8 protein-coding genes are annotated in these 15,827 nt (G+C 65.3%); 5 read left to right on the top strand and 3 right to left on the bottom strand.

The features are described 5' to 3' along the window. Positions 1-25 precede the first annotated feature (25 nt). Positions 26-3,001, bottom strand: coding sequence for a CHASE domain-containing hybrid sensor histidine kinase/response regulator family protein (locus CR105_RS06660; RefSeq protein WP_229413692.1), 2,976 nt, complete (start codon positions 2,999-3,001; stop codon positions 26-28). Between the two features lie 270 nt (positions 3,002-3,271). On the opposite strand from CR105_RS06660, the gene CR105_RS06655 reads away from it, so the two are divergent. Then, positions 3,272-3,553: a helix-turn-helix domain-containing protein gene (locus tag CR105_RS06655; protein WP_099787652.1), complete on the top strand. Its 282-nt coding sequence runs from the start codon at positions 3,272-3,274 to the stop codon at positions 3,551-3,553. On the opposite strand, the gene CR105_RS06650 is transcribed toward CR105_RS06655, so the two are convergent. Continuing rightward, on the bottom strand, positions 3,528-4,265 hold the full coding sequence (locus tag CR105_RS06650) for a helix-turn-helix transcriptional regulator (RefSeq protein ID WP_218968668.1): 738 nt from the start codon (positions 4,263-4,265) through the stop codon (positions 3,528-3,530). The genes CR105_RS06655 and CR105_RS06650 overlap by 26 nt on opposite strands. Positions 4,266-4,700: 435 nt before the next feature. On the opposite strand from CR105_RS06650, the gene CR105_RS06645 reads away from it, so the two are divergent. Genes CR105_RS06645 through CR105_RS06635 form a run of 3 tightly spaced genes read left to right on the top strand, consistent with a single transcriptional unit; the run spans position 4,701 to position 12,329 of the window. After that, positions 4,701-6,599: a putative bifunctional diguanylate cyclase/phosphodiesterase gene (locus tag CR105_RS06645; protein WP_099787650.1), complete on the top strand. Its 1,899-nt coding sequence runs from the start codon at positions 4,701-4,703 to the stop codon at positions 6,597-6,599. After that, positions 6,592-11,490 (top strand): response regulator, encoded by a 4,899-nt coding sequence (locus CR105_RS06640; protein ID WP_099787915.1) that lies wholly within the window; start codon positions 6,592-6,594, stop codon positions 11,488-11,490. The genes CR105_RS06645 and CR105_RS06640 overlap by 8 nt, the downstream gene beginning before the upstream one ends. After that, on the top strand, positions 11,478-12,329 hold the full coding sequence (locus CR105_RS06635) for a CheR family methyltransferase (RefSeq protein WP_229413687.1): 852 nt from the start codon (positions 11,478-11,480) through the stop codon (positions 12,327-12,329). The genes CR105_RS06640 and CR105_RS06635 overlap by 13 nt, the downstream gene beginning before the upstream one ends. Before the next feature lie 45 nt (positions 12,330-12,374). Here the strand turns inward: CR105_RS06635 and CR105_RS06630 are convergent, their stop codons facing one another. Continuing rightward, entirely contained in the window at positions 12,375-13,001 is a 627-nt protein-coding gene (locus tag CR105_RS06630) for a glutathione S-transferase family protein (RefSeq protein WP_099787649.1), read from the bottom strand. 173 nt (positions 13,002-13,174) lie between these two features. Between CR105_RS06630 and CR105_RS06625 the strand changes: the two genes are divergently transcribed. Continuing rightward, on the top strand, positions 13,175-15,826 hold the full coding sequence (locus CR105_RS06625) for a M1 family metallopeptidase (protein ID WP_099787648.1): 2,652 nt from the start codon (positions 13,175-13,177) through the stop codon (positions 15,824-15,826). Position 15,827 lies beyond the last annotated feature (1 nt).

Here is a 15,827-nt window from a genome sequence, read left to right as displayed (position 1 = left end):
TACGGCGCCGGCGGTAGGGCCGCGCTCATCCGGACGCCGGTTCGGCCAGTTCGCTGGCCATGTGCTCGGCGAGCAGCGCGCGCAGTGCCACCATGCGCCCCAGCAACAGACTCGCTTCGGCCACCGAGCCGCCGATGCGCAGCTGTTCGAGCTGCTGGCACAGCTGGGCAAACTCCATCGCGCCGACCGCGCGCGCGGCCGATTTCATCCGGTGCCCGGTATCGGCGGCGCGCTCGATGTCGGCGCGCGCCAGCGCCTCGCCGACGACGGCCAGGCCGTCGCCGGCAGAATCGAGGAACATGAAGGCGTACTTGCGCATCTTCTGCGGGTTGGCGCCGAAGGTCAGCGCCAGCGCCGCCATGTCGAACAGCGGCGGCGCCGCCTCGCACGCAAGGGGCGCGGCGGCCGGCGCAGCGTGCGCGCGCAGGCAGCGGGCGATCACCTCGAACAGCTGGTTCGGCGAAGTCGGCTTGCTGACAAATTCGTCCATGCCGGCCGCCAGCGCCCGCGCCCGGTCGTCGCGGCCGGCGTTGGCCGTCAGGGCGATCACCACCGCCTCGCGCAGGCGCGGATCGGAGCGGATCATGCGGGTCGTCTCGAAGCCGTCCATCACCGGCATCTGCAGGTCCATCAGCACGCAGTCGAAGCAGCGCCGCAGCATCAGGTCGACCGCTTCCTTGCCGTTGCAGGCGACGACGACGGTGGCGCTGGCTTCTTCCAGCAGCTCCTGGCCGACCTGCTGGCTGAAGACGTTGTCCTCGACCAGCAGGATGGCCGCGCCGGCGATCTGGTCGAGCACTTCGCGCGGCGCCGGCGCCGGCCCGGCGCGCATGAACCTGACGCCCTTGCCAAGGCGCGCGGTGAACCAGAAGGTGCTGCCGACGCCGGGCGCGCTGTCGACGCCGACGCTGCCGCCCATCAGTTCGACCAGCTGCTTGCTGATCACCAGTCCCAGCCCGGTGCCGCCGTACTTGCGGGTGGTCGACGGGTCGGCCTGGTGGAACGACTTGAACAACTCGCCCACTTCGGCGCCGGTCATGCCGATGCCGTTGTCGCGCACCTCGAAGCGCACCAGCGCATCGTGCTCGGTGTCCTCGAGCGCGACGGCGTGGATGCGCACCACGCCATCCTCCGAGAACTTGATGGCGTTGCCGGTAAAGTTGAGCAGCACCTGCTCGAGCCGCAGCGGGTCGCCGCGCAGTTGGCGCGGCAGGCCGGGCGCCAGCTCGAATTCAAGCGCCAGGCGGCGGCAGCTGGCCGCTTCGCCCAGCTGGTGCGCAATGTTTTCCATCAGCGTGGCGACGCTGAAGTCGATCACTTCCAGATCCAGCTTGCCGGCTTCGATCTTGGAAAAATCGAGGATGTCGTTGATGATGCCGAGCAGGTGCTGGCTGGAGTGGTAGATCTTTTCGAGGTAGTCGCGCTGCTTCGGCGTGGCGGCCGACTTGAGCGCCAGGTGCGTCATGCCGATGATGCTGTTCATCGGCGTGCGGATCTCATGGCTCATGTTCGACAGGAAGTTACTCTTGGCCAGGCTGGCGGCATCGGCCTGCGCCTTCAGTTCATGCAGCTCGGTGACGTCGGTCGACAGGCCGATCACCGCGGCCACTTCGCCCGCTTCCATCACCGGCACTTTCACAGTCCAGAACTGGCGCACCTGGCCATCGAGCCGGGTGAACTGGTGCTGCCCGGCGCTGGATACGCCGTTGTCGAACACGCTGCGGTCCTGCTCCCAGTAGGCGTCGGCCAGCGCCGCCGGCAGCACGTCGCGATCGAACTTGCCGATCACCTCCTGCGGCGCTTTCCCCATCGCTTCGGCGGTGCGCGCGTTGATGTAGGTGAAGCGCCGCTCGCGATCCTTCATGTAGACATGCGCCTCGACGCTGTCGAGCACCGTGTCGAGCAGCAGCCGCTGGGCGATCGCCACCCGACGCGACCAGAACAGGGTGAAGAAGAATGCATACACCAGCAGGCCCACCACCACCCCGATGGCCAGCGCGAGAAAGGGAAAGGCGCGGTCGAACTGGCTGTACAGGTCGGAGCGCGGCAGCGTGAAGCGCGCCTTCCACAGACTGCCGTTGAAGTCGACCGGCAGCACCGCCTCGAAACTGGCGTCGCGCAGCGGACCTGCGCCGAACAGCAGCCGGTCGCCGCGGCCAATTGCCAGCGCGCGCTGGTCCGCCGCGGCGCTGCCGGCGGCGTACAGCGCCACGCGCAGGCCGGGCATGCCGACCTGCCCCAGTACGCCCTGCGCCAGGCCTGGCACGCTGAACTCGACGCCGACCATGCCGAGGAAGGCGGCGCGCCTGGCCGCGGCATCGGTCAGCGGCACGCCTTTGCGGTACACCGGCCGGCCGATGCCAAGGCCGATGTGCGGCGACGGCGCGTCGAACATGATCGGCACGCCGGAACTGAGCTGCCCGGTGTCGCGCGACTGCGCCAGCGCCTCGGCGATCGCCGGGTTTTGCGCGATGTCGGCGCCGAAGTAGCGGCTGAAGTGGCGCGCCGGCTCGACGAAGGTGAGCACTTCGTAGCGCTCGCGCCGGCCGGCAGGCAGGATGTCGAACGCCGGATAGCCGCCCGGCGCCAGGCTGCGGTCGGCCCGCACCCGGGCGACGAAGGCGTCGCGCCCGGCGTCGTCGACGCTGGCGGCGTACGACAGCAGGTCGACCTCGGGGAAATTGCGCGGCACGTCGAGCGCGGCGACGTAGCGGTGAAACTGCAGCCGCGTGACCGGATCGTCGGACGCCTCGAACAAGGCGGTGGTGCCGCGCACCAGGTCATTGAAGGTGGCCAGGCGCGCCGCCAGGGCCGACTGGGCGATGCGCGCGATGCCGTTGAAACGCTGGCGCGCATCGCCCTCGACGGTGTTGGCAGCGACTGTATACAGCCCGGCACCGACCAGCGCCGAGAAAATCAGGCCGGCCGCTCGCAACCGCAGCCACGCCGGTCCGCCGCCGGTCACCGTGCTGCCCATGCTGCCCGAAATCGCTTGCGTCATCGTCGAAAACCTTGTCCCGAAGCGGACTGGCACTGCAGCGCCGCCGTGCTGTCAATATACTATTAATGACGACGGCAAACACATCTCGTGCGGCAATTTTTTCCGACGGAAAACCCCGTAGCGTCCGACAATCAAGATCAACAGCGCGAAAAAGACGGCCGATGACCGCAGGAGCTTTACTTATGTGATCTGCATAACTAGTAGATGTGATAGCTCAAAAGCAAGGCGCGAGGTGGAATACTGGACCCATCGATTTGCGGAGGGGATGACATGGACCAGGACTTTAATCTGCAGGCGCCGGCTGTCAGCGACGCGGTGTCGTTCGCCGCCAACGATGCGGCCAACCAACCGCTGCGCGGGCCGGGTCAGATGGGATTGCGGCAATTTCGCATCAGCAAGCGCGAGAGCCAGGCCACATTCTGGGCCCGCTTCGGCGTGACCCAGTCGAGCGGCAGCCGCTTCGAGACCGGCCTCGGGGTTCCCCCTCCGGTCGCGCTGCTGGTCAAGCTGTACGTCAACGGCAAGGTCAGCGATGTGGATCTTCTGGAGTGATGATGCCGAGGGCGATCGCCTTGACGAGCGCCTGCTGACGGGTATTGACGTTGAACTTCTGGCGGATATTCGAAATGTGAAAATTGATGGTCGCTTCGGCACAGTCGGTAATGCGTGAGATTTCCCACGAGGATTTGCCGGCCATCACCCATTTAATCACTTCCAGTTCGCGCTTGGTCAGGTGCGGCACCGGTTCAGCGTGGCTGCGCGCCTTGATGAACTTGAGGGACGAGTCGAACGCGTAATCGCGCACCAGCGACAAATCGGCCATGTAGTGGGTCAGGTGGGCGCTGAACTCTTCCGCATCCATTTCCTCGGTGGCAAAGCTGATCATGCCGATCTCGCCATTGCAACCGTGCATCGGGAACGTGATGCCCGACCGTTTGACGAACTGGCGCGACTCATCGTACAAATTATGATTGTCAGCGTGGCGGAAGGTGTCGGGCTCCCAGATCAGCGGCAGCACGCTGTTCATGCAATGGCGAATGGTCGGGTCGACGCTGTGCAGCTTGGCCGCATCATAGTGATCGCGCCAAGCTTTCGGATAATTGCTATACAGAAATGGATGCTCGAGGTTCGCGTGCTTTGACAACAATGCGGCGTACATGACACCGCCAAAGCCCATTTGATGCGCGATATCGAAAAGCGCACCGCTCCAGGCCACTTCGGAAGTTGCATCGACCAACCTCATCAACTGACTTAACTCAATCATTTCGCTGCTCCCGCCCGCTCACTGCGACATCGCAAATTTGAATCAATACGTGATCGTAGTTGACTAATTACCAAAACTCAATCGACAAATGCTTCAACGAAAAATTATTTTTTTGCCATTTTCCAAGTAGCAGGAATCGCGCCGGTAACTACCATGGGTTGCCTCGAAAATGAGACAATTGGTAGGTCGTCTGACTGTGCGCTAAATGCCACAAAAATTGACGGCGGGCGCGTTTCTGCCGTGCGCCGGGGAAAGTTTTTTTCGGATAACCTTCCCCAACTTTGCTCCCGGGTTGCTATTTTGTTAGCATAAGAATTGCACTTAGTTTCCGAACGACAATATAATGCTTACCCTAACGGGCAGCAAGATTATTTTTCTGTCGTCCGCGATATAACGATTAACGCCACACGATTTCCCCAACCGACCTGTCCCGACGTGCAGATCCCTAAAGTCCTACTAGTCAACGATGATCCGGCCAGCCTGTTCGCGCTAGAGAGCCTGCTGAATCAACCGGCGCCCGACGGCCAGTACGAGCTCATCACCGCCACTTCAGGCCACGAGGCGCTGCGCCAGGTGCTGATGCACGAATTCGCCGTCATTCTGCTCGACGTGAACATGCCGGGCATGGACGGTTTTGAAACCGCCGACGCGATCCACTCGCATCCGCGCTCGGCGGCCGTGCCGATCATCTTCATCACCGCCCACTACGCCGACGAAATGCACCGCCTGCAGGCTTACCAGAAAGGCGCAGTCGACTACTTGTTTACCCCGGTGATCCCGCAGATCCTGCAAACCAAGGTCGCCGTGTTCGTCGCCCTGACCCGCAACAACCTCGAGCTGGTCGCAAAGACCGAAGAACTGTCGGCGCTGTACCAGGACCTGCGGGTGCAGCGCCTGCAGGACCTCGAACGCATCAACGCCGAACTCGAGCTCGAGGTGGCCGAGCGCAAGCTGGCCGAAACGCGCGCCCACGAGCTGTCGATCCGCGACGCCCTCACCGGCCTGCTCAACCGCCGCGCGCTGATCCAGCAGCTCGAACACGCCGTCGCCTACGCCGAGCGCCATCACAGCGAGTTCGCCGTGCTGTTCCTCGACCTCGACCGCTTCAAGCGCATCAACGACCTGCTCGGCCACGAAGCCGGCGACGCGCTGCTGCGCCTGTTCGCCGGGCGCCTGCAGGCCGCAGTGCGGGTGTCTGACGTGGCGGCGCGGCCCGGCGGCGACGAATTCGTCGTGCTGCTCGAGGGCGCCGGCGCCTCCGCCAACGCGGCCCTGGTGGCGCGCAAGATCGAGCAGGCCAACGCGCAGCCGTTCGAGATCGCCGGCCAGCATATCTTCACCTCGTCGTCGATCGGCATCGGCCTGTATCCGCAGGACGGCGCCAGCGCCGCCATCGTGCTGCGCAATGCAAACACGGCCATGTACCACGCCAAGCAGCACCGCCGCGGCAGCATCGAATACTTCCGCGAGGAGCTCAACGCGCGCGAAGTCGAACACGCGCGCTGGGCGGCCGAGCTGCGGCAGGCGCTCGACAACGGTGAACTGGCGCTGCAGTACCAGTCGCACGCCGACGTGCGCACCCGCGCGCTGTCCGGCGTCGAGGCGCTGCTGTACTGGCGCCATCCGCGCGAGGGCCTGCTGGCCGCGCCGCAGTTCCTGCACCGGGTGACCGACCGCAAGCTGCTCGACGAGGTCGGCGACTGGACCATCGGCGCGGCCTGCGCCCAGGCCGCGCTATGGCACAAGGCGGGGCTGCCGGCGCTGGTCATGTCGGTCAACCTGGGGTCCATGCATATTCACTCGAACTTGCCCGAACGGGTCGCCGCGCACCTGGCCACATGCCGCATCGATGCTGGACTGCTCGAACTTGAGATTGCCGAACGCCTGCTGGTCGGCGCCGGCGACGTCAAGCCGGCGCTCGACGCGGTGCGCGCGGCCGGCGTGCGCCTGGCGGTCGACGATTTCGGCAGCGCCGGCGCGTCCCTGACCATCTTGCGCGACCTGCCTTTCGACGCCCTCAAGATCGATGGCGCTTTCGTGCGCGACATCGGCGCCGATGGCGGCGCCGACATGGTCGCGGCGATCATCCACCTGGCGCGCGCGCTCGGCCTGTCGGTGCGCGCGCTCGGCGTCGACACCGAAGCGCAGCTCGAGGTGCTCGCCGCGGCCGGCTGCGATCAGTTCCAGGGCGCGCTGCTGGGCGAGCCGGAGCCGGCGCAGGCGATGTCCGCATTGCTGTTCGCATCACTACAGAACACCCCTATCGCACGAGCCGGAAGCACCATCCGGCCACCTTTTCCACTCCCAAAAAACGAGGATAATGTCGATGAATAACATGAGCGACTTCATTGAAGAGCTGGACGCGAAGCTGCTGCTGTCGACGCTGATGGCGTTAAAGAAGGGCGACTTCACCGCGCGCATGCCGTCCGACTGGACCGGCGTCGCCGGCAAGATCGCCGACACCCTTAACGAGATCATCGAAACGAAAGAGAAGATGGTCAAGGCGGTCACGGAAGTGTCGCGCGTGGTCGGCCGCGAAGGCCGCCTGACGCAGCGCGCGGCAGTGCCGAACGTGGCCGGCGGCTGGGGCACCATCATCAGTTCGGTCAACACCCTGATCGACGACCTGGTACGCCCGACCACTGAAATGGCGCGCGTGATCGGCGCGGTGGCAAAAGGCGACCTGTCGCAGACGATGGCGCTGGAAGTGGACGGCCATCCGCTCAAGGGCCAGTACCTGCGCGCGGCGACCACCGCCAACACGATGGTCGAACAGCTCTCCTCGTTCTCGTCGGAAGTGACGCGCGTGGCGCGCGAGGTCGGTACCGAAGGTAAGCTCGGCGGCCAGGCGCAGGTAAAAGGCGTGGCCGGCACCTGGAAGGACTTGACCGACTCGGTCAACTCGATGGCCGGTAACCTGACGTCGCAGGTGCGTAACATCGCCGAAGTGACCACCGCGGTGGCGAACGGCGACTTGTCGAAGAAAATTACCGTCGACGTGCGCGGCGAGATCCTGCAGCTGAAAGACACCATCAACGTGATGGTGGACCAGCTGCGCTCCTTCGCGTCGGAAGTGACGCGGGTGGCGCGCGAGGTCGGCACCGAAGGAAAGCTCGGCGGCCAGGCCTACGTGCCGGGCGTTGGCGGCACCTGGAAGGACTTGACCGATAACGTCAACTTCATGGCGTCGAACCTGACCGGCCAGGTGCGTAACATCGCCGCGGTGACGACAGCGGTGGCGAATGGCGACCTGTCGAAAAAGATCACGGTGGACGTCAAGGGCGAGATTCTCGAACTGAAAAACACGATCAACGTGATGGTGGACCAGTTGTCCTCGTTTGCGTCCGAGGTAACGCGCGTGGCGCGCGAGGTCGGCACCGAAGGCAAGCTCGGTGGCCAGGCGCAGGTGAAGGGCGTGGCCGGTACGTGGAAGGACTTGACCGACTCGGTCAACTCGATGGCCGGTAACCTGACCGGCCAGGTGCGAAACATCGCCGACGTGACGACCGCGGTGGCGAACGGCGACTTGTCGAAGAAGATCACGGTCGACGTCAAGGGCGAGATCCTGGAACTGAAAAACACCATCAACGTGATGGTCGACCAATTGAACTCGTTCGCCTCCGAAGTGACCCGGGTTGCGCGCGAGGTCGGCACCGAGGGCAAGCTGGGCGGCCAGGCCAACGTGCCGGGCGTGGCCGGCACCTGGAAAGACCTGACCGACGGCGTGAACTCGATGGCCGGTAACCTGACCGGCCAGGTGCGTAACATCGCCGACGTGACGACCGCGGTGGCCAACGGCGACCTGTCGAAGAAGATCACGGTGGACGTCAAGGGCGAGATTCTCGAGCTGAAGAACACGATTAACGTGATGGTGGACCAGTTGTCCTCGTTCGCCTCCGAGGTAACGCGGGTGGCGCGCGAGGTCGGCACCGAAGGCAAGCTCGGCGGCCAGGCCTACGTGCCGGGCGTCGGCGGCACCTGGAAGGACTTGACCGATAACGTCAACTTCATGGCGTCGAACCTGACCGGCCAGGTGCGAAACATCGCGGCGGTGACGACCGCGGTGGCGCGCGGCGACTTGTCGAAGAAGATCACGGTGGACGTCAAGGGCGAGATCCTGGAGCTGAAGGACACCATCAACGTGATGGTCGACCAGTTGTCCTCGTTCGCCTCGGAAGTGACGCGGGTGGCGCGCGAGGTCGGTACCGAGGGCAAGCTGGGCGGACAGGCAAACGTGTCCGGCGTGGCCGGCACCTGGAAGGACTTGACCGAGAACGTCAACCAGCTGGCGGCAAACCTGACCAACCAGATGCGCGCCATCGGAGAAGTCGCGACTGCTGTCACCCGTGGTGACCTCAGTCGCTCGATCCAGGTGGAGGCGCGCGGCGAGGTGTCCTACCTGAAGGACAACATCAACGAGATGATCCGCAACCTGAAAGAAACAACACAGAAGAACGCGCAGCAGGATTGGCTCAAGACCAACCTGGCGCGCTTCACGCGCCTGCTGCAGGGGCAGCGCGACTTGCAGGCGGTGACGAAGCTGATCCTGTCCGAGCTGGCGCCGCTGGTGTCGGCCCACCACGGCGTGTTCTACATGATGGACTCGCAGGAGATCGACGCGCGCCTGCGCATGATCGCCAGTTACGGCTACCGCTCCAGCCGCAAGCTGGCCACCTCGTTCCTGCCGGGCGAAGGCCTGGTCGGCCAGTGCGCGGTCGAGAAGACCCGCATCTGGCTCACCGACGTGCCGCGCGATTACATCGTGGTGTCGTCGGGCCTGGGCGCGGCGCCGCCGACCAACATCGTCGTGCTGCCGATCCTGTTCGAGCAGCAGGTCAAGGCGGTGATCGAGATCGCATCGCTCGACCGCTTTACCGAAACGCACCTTTCCTTCCTCGACCAGCTGATGGAGTCGATCGGCGTGGTGCTCAACACGATCGAGGCGAACAGCCGTACCGAGTCGCTGCTGACGCAGTCGCAGTCGCTCGCGCAAGAGCTGCAGCAGACCAACCAGGAGCTGGCCGAAAAGGCGCGCCTGCTGTCCGAGCAGAACATCGAGGTGGAACGCAAGAACCGCGAGGTGGAGCAGGCCAAGCTGGCGCTGGAAGAAAAGGCGACCCAGCTGGCGCTGTCGTCGAAGTACAAGTCAGAGTTCCTGGCAAATATGTCGCACGAACTGCGCACCCCGCTCAATTCGCTGCTGATCCTGGCGCAGCAGCTGTCGGATAACCCGGAGGGTAACCTGTCGGGCAAGCAGGTCGAATTCGCCAAGACCATCCACGGCTCCGGCTCCGACTTGCTGACCCTGATTAACGACATTCTCGACCTGTCGAAGATCGAGTCCGGCACCGTCACGCTGGACGTCTCCGAGTACCGCTTCTCGAACCTGCGCAACTACGTCGACCGCACCTTCCGCCACATGGCCGAAGCCAAGCATCTCGGCTTCACGGTCGAACTGGCCGACGCCCTGCCGACCGCGGTGATGACCGATACCACGCGACTGCAACAGGTGCTGAAAAACCTGCTGTCGAACGCGTTCAAGTTCACCAGCCACGGCCAGGTCGCGCTGCAGATTTCGCTCGTTACCAGCGGCTGGACGTCGGACCACCCGAACCTGGTGCACGCCGATGCGGTGCTGTCATTCTCGGTCAAGGATACCGGCGTCGGCATCGCCTCCGACAAGCTGCAGCTGATCTTCGAAGCGTTCCAGCAGGCCGACGGCTCCACTGCCCGCAAGTACGGCGGCACCGGCCTTGGTCTGTCGATTTCGCGCGAACTGGCGCGCCTGCTGGGTGGCGAGATCCGGGTCGAATCGGTGGTCAACTCCGGTTCCACGTTCACCCTGTTCCTGCCATACAACCGCGCCGGCTTCATCAACTACGACCAGGCGCGCCAGCCGCAGCCCGCGCGCATGGCGCCGCCGCCGGCCCAGGTGGTGTACGCCAACACGCTGCAGCTCGAGAACGAAGTGACGCCGCTGCAGGTGTCCGGCGGCGGCATGGTGCAGGTGGTCGAATACGGCACGCTCGATGACCGCGGCCTGATCGCCCCGGGAGATCCATCGGTGCTGATCGTCGAAGACGACGCCGCCTTCGCCGGCATCGTGCTCGAATTCGCGCGCGAGAAAAACTTCAAGGGCATCGTCACCCACCTGGGCGACTCGGTGCTGTCGATGGCGCGCGACTACCTGCCGTCGGCGATCCTGCTCGACCTCGACCTGCCGGACATCGACGGCTTCACGGTGCTCGACCGCCTCAAGCGCGACCCGAGCACGCGCCACATCCCGGTGCACGTGATGTCAAGCATGCGCGAACGCGAGCGCGCGCTGCGCCAGGGCGCCATCTCGTACATCAACAAGCCGGTCGACCGTGAAGCGCTGCAGGAGGAATTCACCCGCATCCAGAAGTTCCTGATGGGCGGCAAACGCAGCCTGCTGGTGGTCGACGACGAGAAAATGCAGCGCGATTCGATCGTCTCGCTGATCGGCGACTCCGACTTGCGCATCGTCGCGGTGGAAAACGGCGCCGACGCGCTCGAGGCGCTGCGCACGTCGCACTTCGACTGCATGGTGCTGGACCTGACCTTGCCCGACATCAGCGGCTTCGACCTGCTCGACGTGATCGGCAAGGAGCCGAACCTGCGCGACCTGCCGATCGTGATCTACACCGCCAAGGAATTGTCGCGCAAGGAAGTGACGAAGCTGAAACGCTACGCCAAGACCATCGTCATCAAGGATGCGCGCTCGCCCGAACGCCTGCTCGACGAAACGGCGCTGTTCCTGCACCGTTCGCACGCGTCGCTGCCGGAACTGCAGCGCCGCATGCTCGAAGAGATCCACGCCGCCGACGGCGGCCTGGCCGGACGCAAGGTGCTGATCGTCGACGATGACCTGCGCAACATCTTCGCCCTCTCGTCGCTGCTCGAGCGCCAGCAGATGCAGGTGTCGTTCGCCGAAAACGGTCGCGACGGCATCGAGGTGCTGGAGAAGGATCCGACCATCGAGATCGTCCTGATGGACATCATGATGCCGGAGATGGACGGCTACGACACGATGCGCGCGATCCGGCGTATTCCGAAGTTCAAGTCGCTGCCGATCATCACCCTCACCGCCAAGGCGATGAAGGGCGACCGCGACAAGTGCATCGCCGCCGGCGCTTCCGACTACATCACCAAGCCGGTCGACGTGGCGCAGCTGCTGTCGCTGATGCGCGTGTGGCTGCATTGACCGGCTACCTGACAATGGAAGGTGGACTGGCGACGGAAGAACTTGAAATCGAGTTGCTGCTCGAAGCGCTGTTTCAACGCTTCGGTCACGATTTCAGGTCCTACGACCGGCCGACGCTGCGGCGCAAGCTGCACCAGGTGATGCAGGCGCGGGCACTGAACACCGTCTCGTCGCTGCAGGACCGGGTGCTGCACGACCCCGGCGCCGGCGCCGCGCTGCTGCGCGCCTTGTCGGTACAGCCGGCCGCGTTGTTCGACGATCCGGAGCAGGCGCGCCAGCTGCGCATCGTGCTGGCAGCGAGCCTGCGCGCGTCGGCGGTACCGAAGGTGTGGCTGGCCGAATGCGCAGGGCCGGAGCAGGCGTGGTCGCTGGCGATTCTGCTGGCCGAAGAGCAGCTGCACCTTCGCACCGAAATCTACGCCACCGTCGCCAACGAGGAGATGCTGGCGGCCGCCAGCCTGGCCAGTTTTCCGGCCGAACGCATGGAACAGTATCAGGAGAGTTATTTCAGAAGCGGCGGCACGGCGCAGCTGGCCGATTATTTCGACGTCCAGGATGGCCGCGCGACCTTGCGTGCATCGCTGCGCAACCGCATCACGTGGGCGCAGTACAACCTGGTGACCGATGCGTCGTTCAACGAATTCCAGCTAATCATCTGCCAGCGCGCCCTTCCCGATTTCGGGCCGATGCTGCGCCAGCGCGTGATGCGGCTGTTCCACGACAGCCTGTCGCTGTTCGGCGTGCTGGGACTGGACCGCGAGATCGCCGACGGCGACGAACTCGCCGCCAGCTACCAGCCTGTTTTCCCGCACCAGCACTGGTACAAGCGCATCGGGTAAACCCCGTCTGGGGTCTGGCGGGGACGCCGAGTCCGAGGAAACGGGTCAGACCCTGGTGGCCGCCGACGGCCGCGCCGCGATGCGGTCGCGCCACTCCTGCAAGTTGTTCATTCCCTCCGCGCCCGGCCTGAACTTCATCAGTCCGCGCGCGAATTCAAGCGCGCAAAACGCGGTAATGTCGGCCACCGTGAATCGCTGCCCTGCCACATACGGTTGCTTGCCCAGTTCGCTGTCGAGCCAGCGCGCGGCCTCGCGCATCTTCTCGCCTTGCGATGCGCCGAACTCGGGAAACTGCGGCTGCTCGAGCACCGCCAGGCCGGGATGCGAATGCCGCACGCAGTTGGCGATAACGGCAAACAGGTGCAGCTCGGCGCGGCGGTCGGCCATCTCGATGAAGGCGCGTTCCTCGAAGCCCTCGCCCATCAGGTTCGGTTCAGGATGCATCCCCTCGATGTAGGTACAGATCGCGCGCGTTTCGCACAGCACGCGGCCGTCGTCCAGTTCCAGCGCCGGCACCCGCGCCAGCGGGTTCTTGGCGACAAACGCAGCGCTGCGGTGCTCGCCGGCGTTGAGGTCGATCATGACGGTCTCGATGTCGCCGATGCCCTTCTCGGCGATGAACATGGTGACGCGGCGCGGGTTCGGCGCGAAGGTGCTGATGTACAGTTTCATGCGTTCTCCAGGATGGGGTTCAGGCGCCGCGGGACTGGCCGGTTTCGCTGAGCATGATGATAGCCGATCCGGCGCCGCCCGCCCGACATGCGTGCGTTGACAGGCCTGCCGTTTCACCTTAGTGTTCCATAAGAGTCCCGGCGCGCCGGGCCAATATACGCAAAAGGATCTTCATGCATCGCAGCCTGATTTCAGCAGCAGTACTTGCACTGGCCGGCCTGTCGGCTCAGCCGCTCATGGCGGCGCCCGCGCCGGCGCCGACCGCGCTCGCCACCACCCAGCTGCCGCGCACCGCGCGCCCTGCCCACTACGACGTGTCGATCACGCCCGACGCCGCCCGCTCCACTTTCGCCGCCAAGGTCACCATCACGCTCGACGTGCTGACGCCGACCGACTCGATCACGCTCAACGCCGCCGACCTGGCGTTCAGCCGCGTTACGCTGGCCGCCGGCGCAGGCGGCGCGCCGATGACGGCAACCACCAGCGTCGATGCCGACGCGCAGACCGCGACGTTCCGCTTCGCCAGGCCGATCGCGCCGGGCCGCTACCGCCTGGCGCTCGACTACACGGGCCTGATCGGGCAGCAAGCCGTTGGGTTGTTCTCGCTCGATTACGACGGCGCCGACGGCAAGAAGCGCGCGCTCTACACGCAGTTCGAGAACTCGGACGCGCGCCGCATGATTCCTTCCTGGGACGAGCCGGCCTACAAGGCCAGCTTCACGCTGGAAGCGGCGATCCCCGCCGGCCAGATGGCGGTCAGTAATATGCCGGTGGCGAAAACGACCGCGCTGGCCGACGGCCGCAGCCTGGTCAGGTTCGCCCAAACGCCGAAGATGTCGACCTATCTGCTGTTCTTCGGACTGGGCGAATTCGACCGCGTGACGGCAAAAGTGAACGGTACAGAACTGGGCGTGGTCACGCCGAAGGGCCGCGCCGCGCAGGCCGCGTTCGCGCTCGACGCGTCCAAATCGCTGCTGGTCGAATTCAACCGCTACTTCGGCGTGCACTACCCGCTGCCCAAGCTGGACAACATCGCCGCGCCGGGCCGCAGCCAGTTCTTCAGCGCGATGGAGAACTGGGGGGCGATCTTTACGTTCGAATACGCGATCCTGCTCGACCCGGCGATTTCAACGCAGGGCGACAAGCAGGCGGTGTTCGTCACCGCCGCGCACGAAATGGCGCACCAGTGGTTCGGCAACCTGGTGACGATGCAGTGGTGGGACGACCTGTGGCTTAACGAGGGCTTCGCCTCATGGATGGAAAGCCGCATGTCCGAGCGCCTGCATCCGGAATGGAATACCAGGCTCAATGCGGTCGGCGTGCGCGAGGCCGCGATGGAGCGCGATTCGGTCGCCACCACCCACCCGGTGGTGCAGCACGTGGAGACGGTCGAACAGGCCAGCCAGGCGTTCGACGATATCACCTACCTGAAAGGCGAAGCAGTGATCCGCATGATGGAGAACTACGTCGGCGAGCAGGCCTGGCGCAACGGCGTGCGCGCATACATGCGAGAACACGCCTACAAGAACACGGTCTCGGGCGACCTGTGGCGCCAGATCGAACGCGCCGCCGGCAAGCCGGTCACCGCGATCGCCCACGACTTCACGCTGCAGCCGGGCGTGCCGCTGATCCGCGTGGCGAGCGCCGACTGCGTCGGCAGCAGCACGCGCGTCGAACTGACGCAGTCGGAATTCAGCCGCGACCAGCCCGACAAGAAGCCGCTGCGCTGGCGCGTGCCGGTGACATTGCAGGCGGCCGGCACCAGCCGCCAGGTGCGCACGCTGGTATCGAACGGCAAGGCGAGCGTCAGCGTGCCTGGCTGCGGCGCGGTCATCGTGAACGCCGGCCAGAGCGGCTACTATCGCACGCTGTACGCGCCGAAACATTTCGGCGAGCTCGCCGCCGGCTTTGGCGCCCTGGCCCCCATCGATCAAATGGGCCTGCTGGCCGACAGCTGGTCGCTTGGCGTGGCCGGGCTGCAGCCGGCGTCCGACTTCCTCGCGCTGGCCAACGCCGCCACGCCGGGCGCCGATCCCCAGGTGTGGGGCAAGATCGCCGACGTGTTCGGGACCATCCACGATCACTACGCGGGCGACCGCCAGCGCCAGCAGCGCTTCGACGCGTATGCGGTCAAGCGCCTGGCGCCGGTCATGAAGCAGGTCGGCTGGGACGCCCGCGCCGGCGAAAACGCCACCGTCGCCACCTTGCGCACGGGCCTGATCCAGACGCTCAGCGAACTTGGCGACGCCGCCACGATCGCCGAAGCACGCCGGCGCTATGCGGCGCAAGCGTCCGACCCGCAGGCGCTGCCGGCCGCACTGCGCAAGACCGTGCTGGCGGTGGTGGCAACGCGCGCCGACAGCGCCGCGTGGGACGACCTGCACCGCGCCGCCAAGGCCGAGAAGTCGCCGATGATCAAGGACGGCTTGTACGAGCTGCTCGCTTCGCCCGCCGACCCGGCGCTGGCGCGGCGCGCGCTGGACCTGGCGATGACGGACGAACCTGGCGTGACCAACAGCGCGGCGATGCTGGCGCAGGTATCGCAGCGCCATCCTGAGCTGGCATTCGACTTCGCTCTGGCGAACGCGGCCAAGGTGAACGAGCGGGTCGACGCCACCTCGCGCAGCCGCTTTTTCCCGCGTCTGGCGGCCGGTTCGTCGAACCCGGCAACCATCGCCAAGCTCGAGGCCTATGCGGGCGCCAACCTCGCTGCCGGTTCACGGCGCGACGCCGACACCGCGATTGCCGGCATCCGTGACCGCGTCAAGGTACGCGCCGAACGCTTGCCCGCGATCGACGCTTGGGTAACGGCCAACGCAAAATAGC

It is taken from the genome of Massilia eurypsychrophila, assembly GCF_002760655.1.
In the GTDB taxonomy this organism is placed as follows: Bacteria; Pseudomonadota; Gammaproteobacteria; order Burkholderiales; family Burkholderiaceae_D; genus JAFCUW01.
This window is presented reverse-complemented; position numbering and strand designations above follow the sequence as displayed.

Excerpts from the sequence above, each read along its gene's own strand:
- CR105_RS06660 (WP_229413692.1), bottom strand. The coding sequence starts at position 3,001 with ATGACGCAAGCGATTTCGGGCAGCATGGGCAGCACGGTGACCGGCGGC.
- CR105_RS06655 (WP_099787652.1), top strand. The coding sequence starts at position 3,272 with ATGGACCAGGACTTTAATCTGCAGGCGCCGGCTGTCAGCGACGCGGTG.
- CR105_RS06650 (WP_218968668.1), bottom strand. The coding sequence starts at position 4,265 with ATGATTGAGTTAAGTCAGTTGATGAGGTTGGTCGATGCAACTTCCGAA.
- CR105_RS06640 (WP_099787915.1), top strand. The coding sequence starts at position 6,592 with ATGAATAACATGAGCGACTTCATTGAAGAGCTGGACGCGAAGCTGCTG.
- CR105_RS06630 (WP_099787649.1), bottom strand. The coding sequence starts at position 13,001 with ATGAAACTGTACATCAGCACCTTCGCGCCGAACCCGCGCCGCGTCACC.
- CR105_RS06625 (WP_099787648.1), top strand. The coding sequence starts at position 13,175 with ATGCATCGCAGCCTGATTTCAGCAGCAGTACTTGCACTGGCCGGCCTG.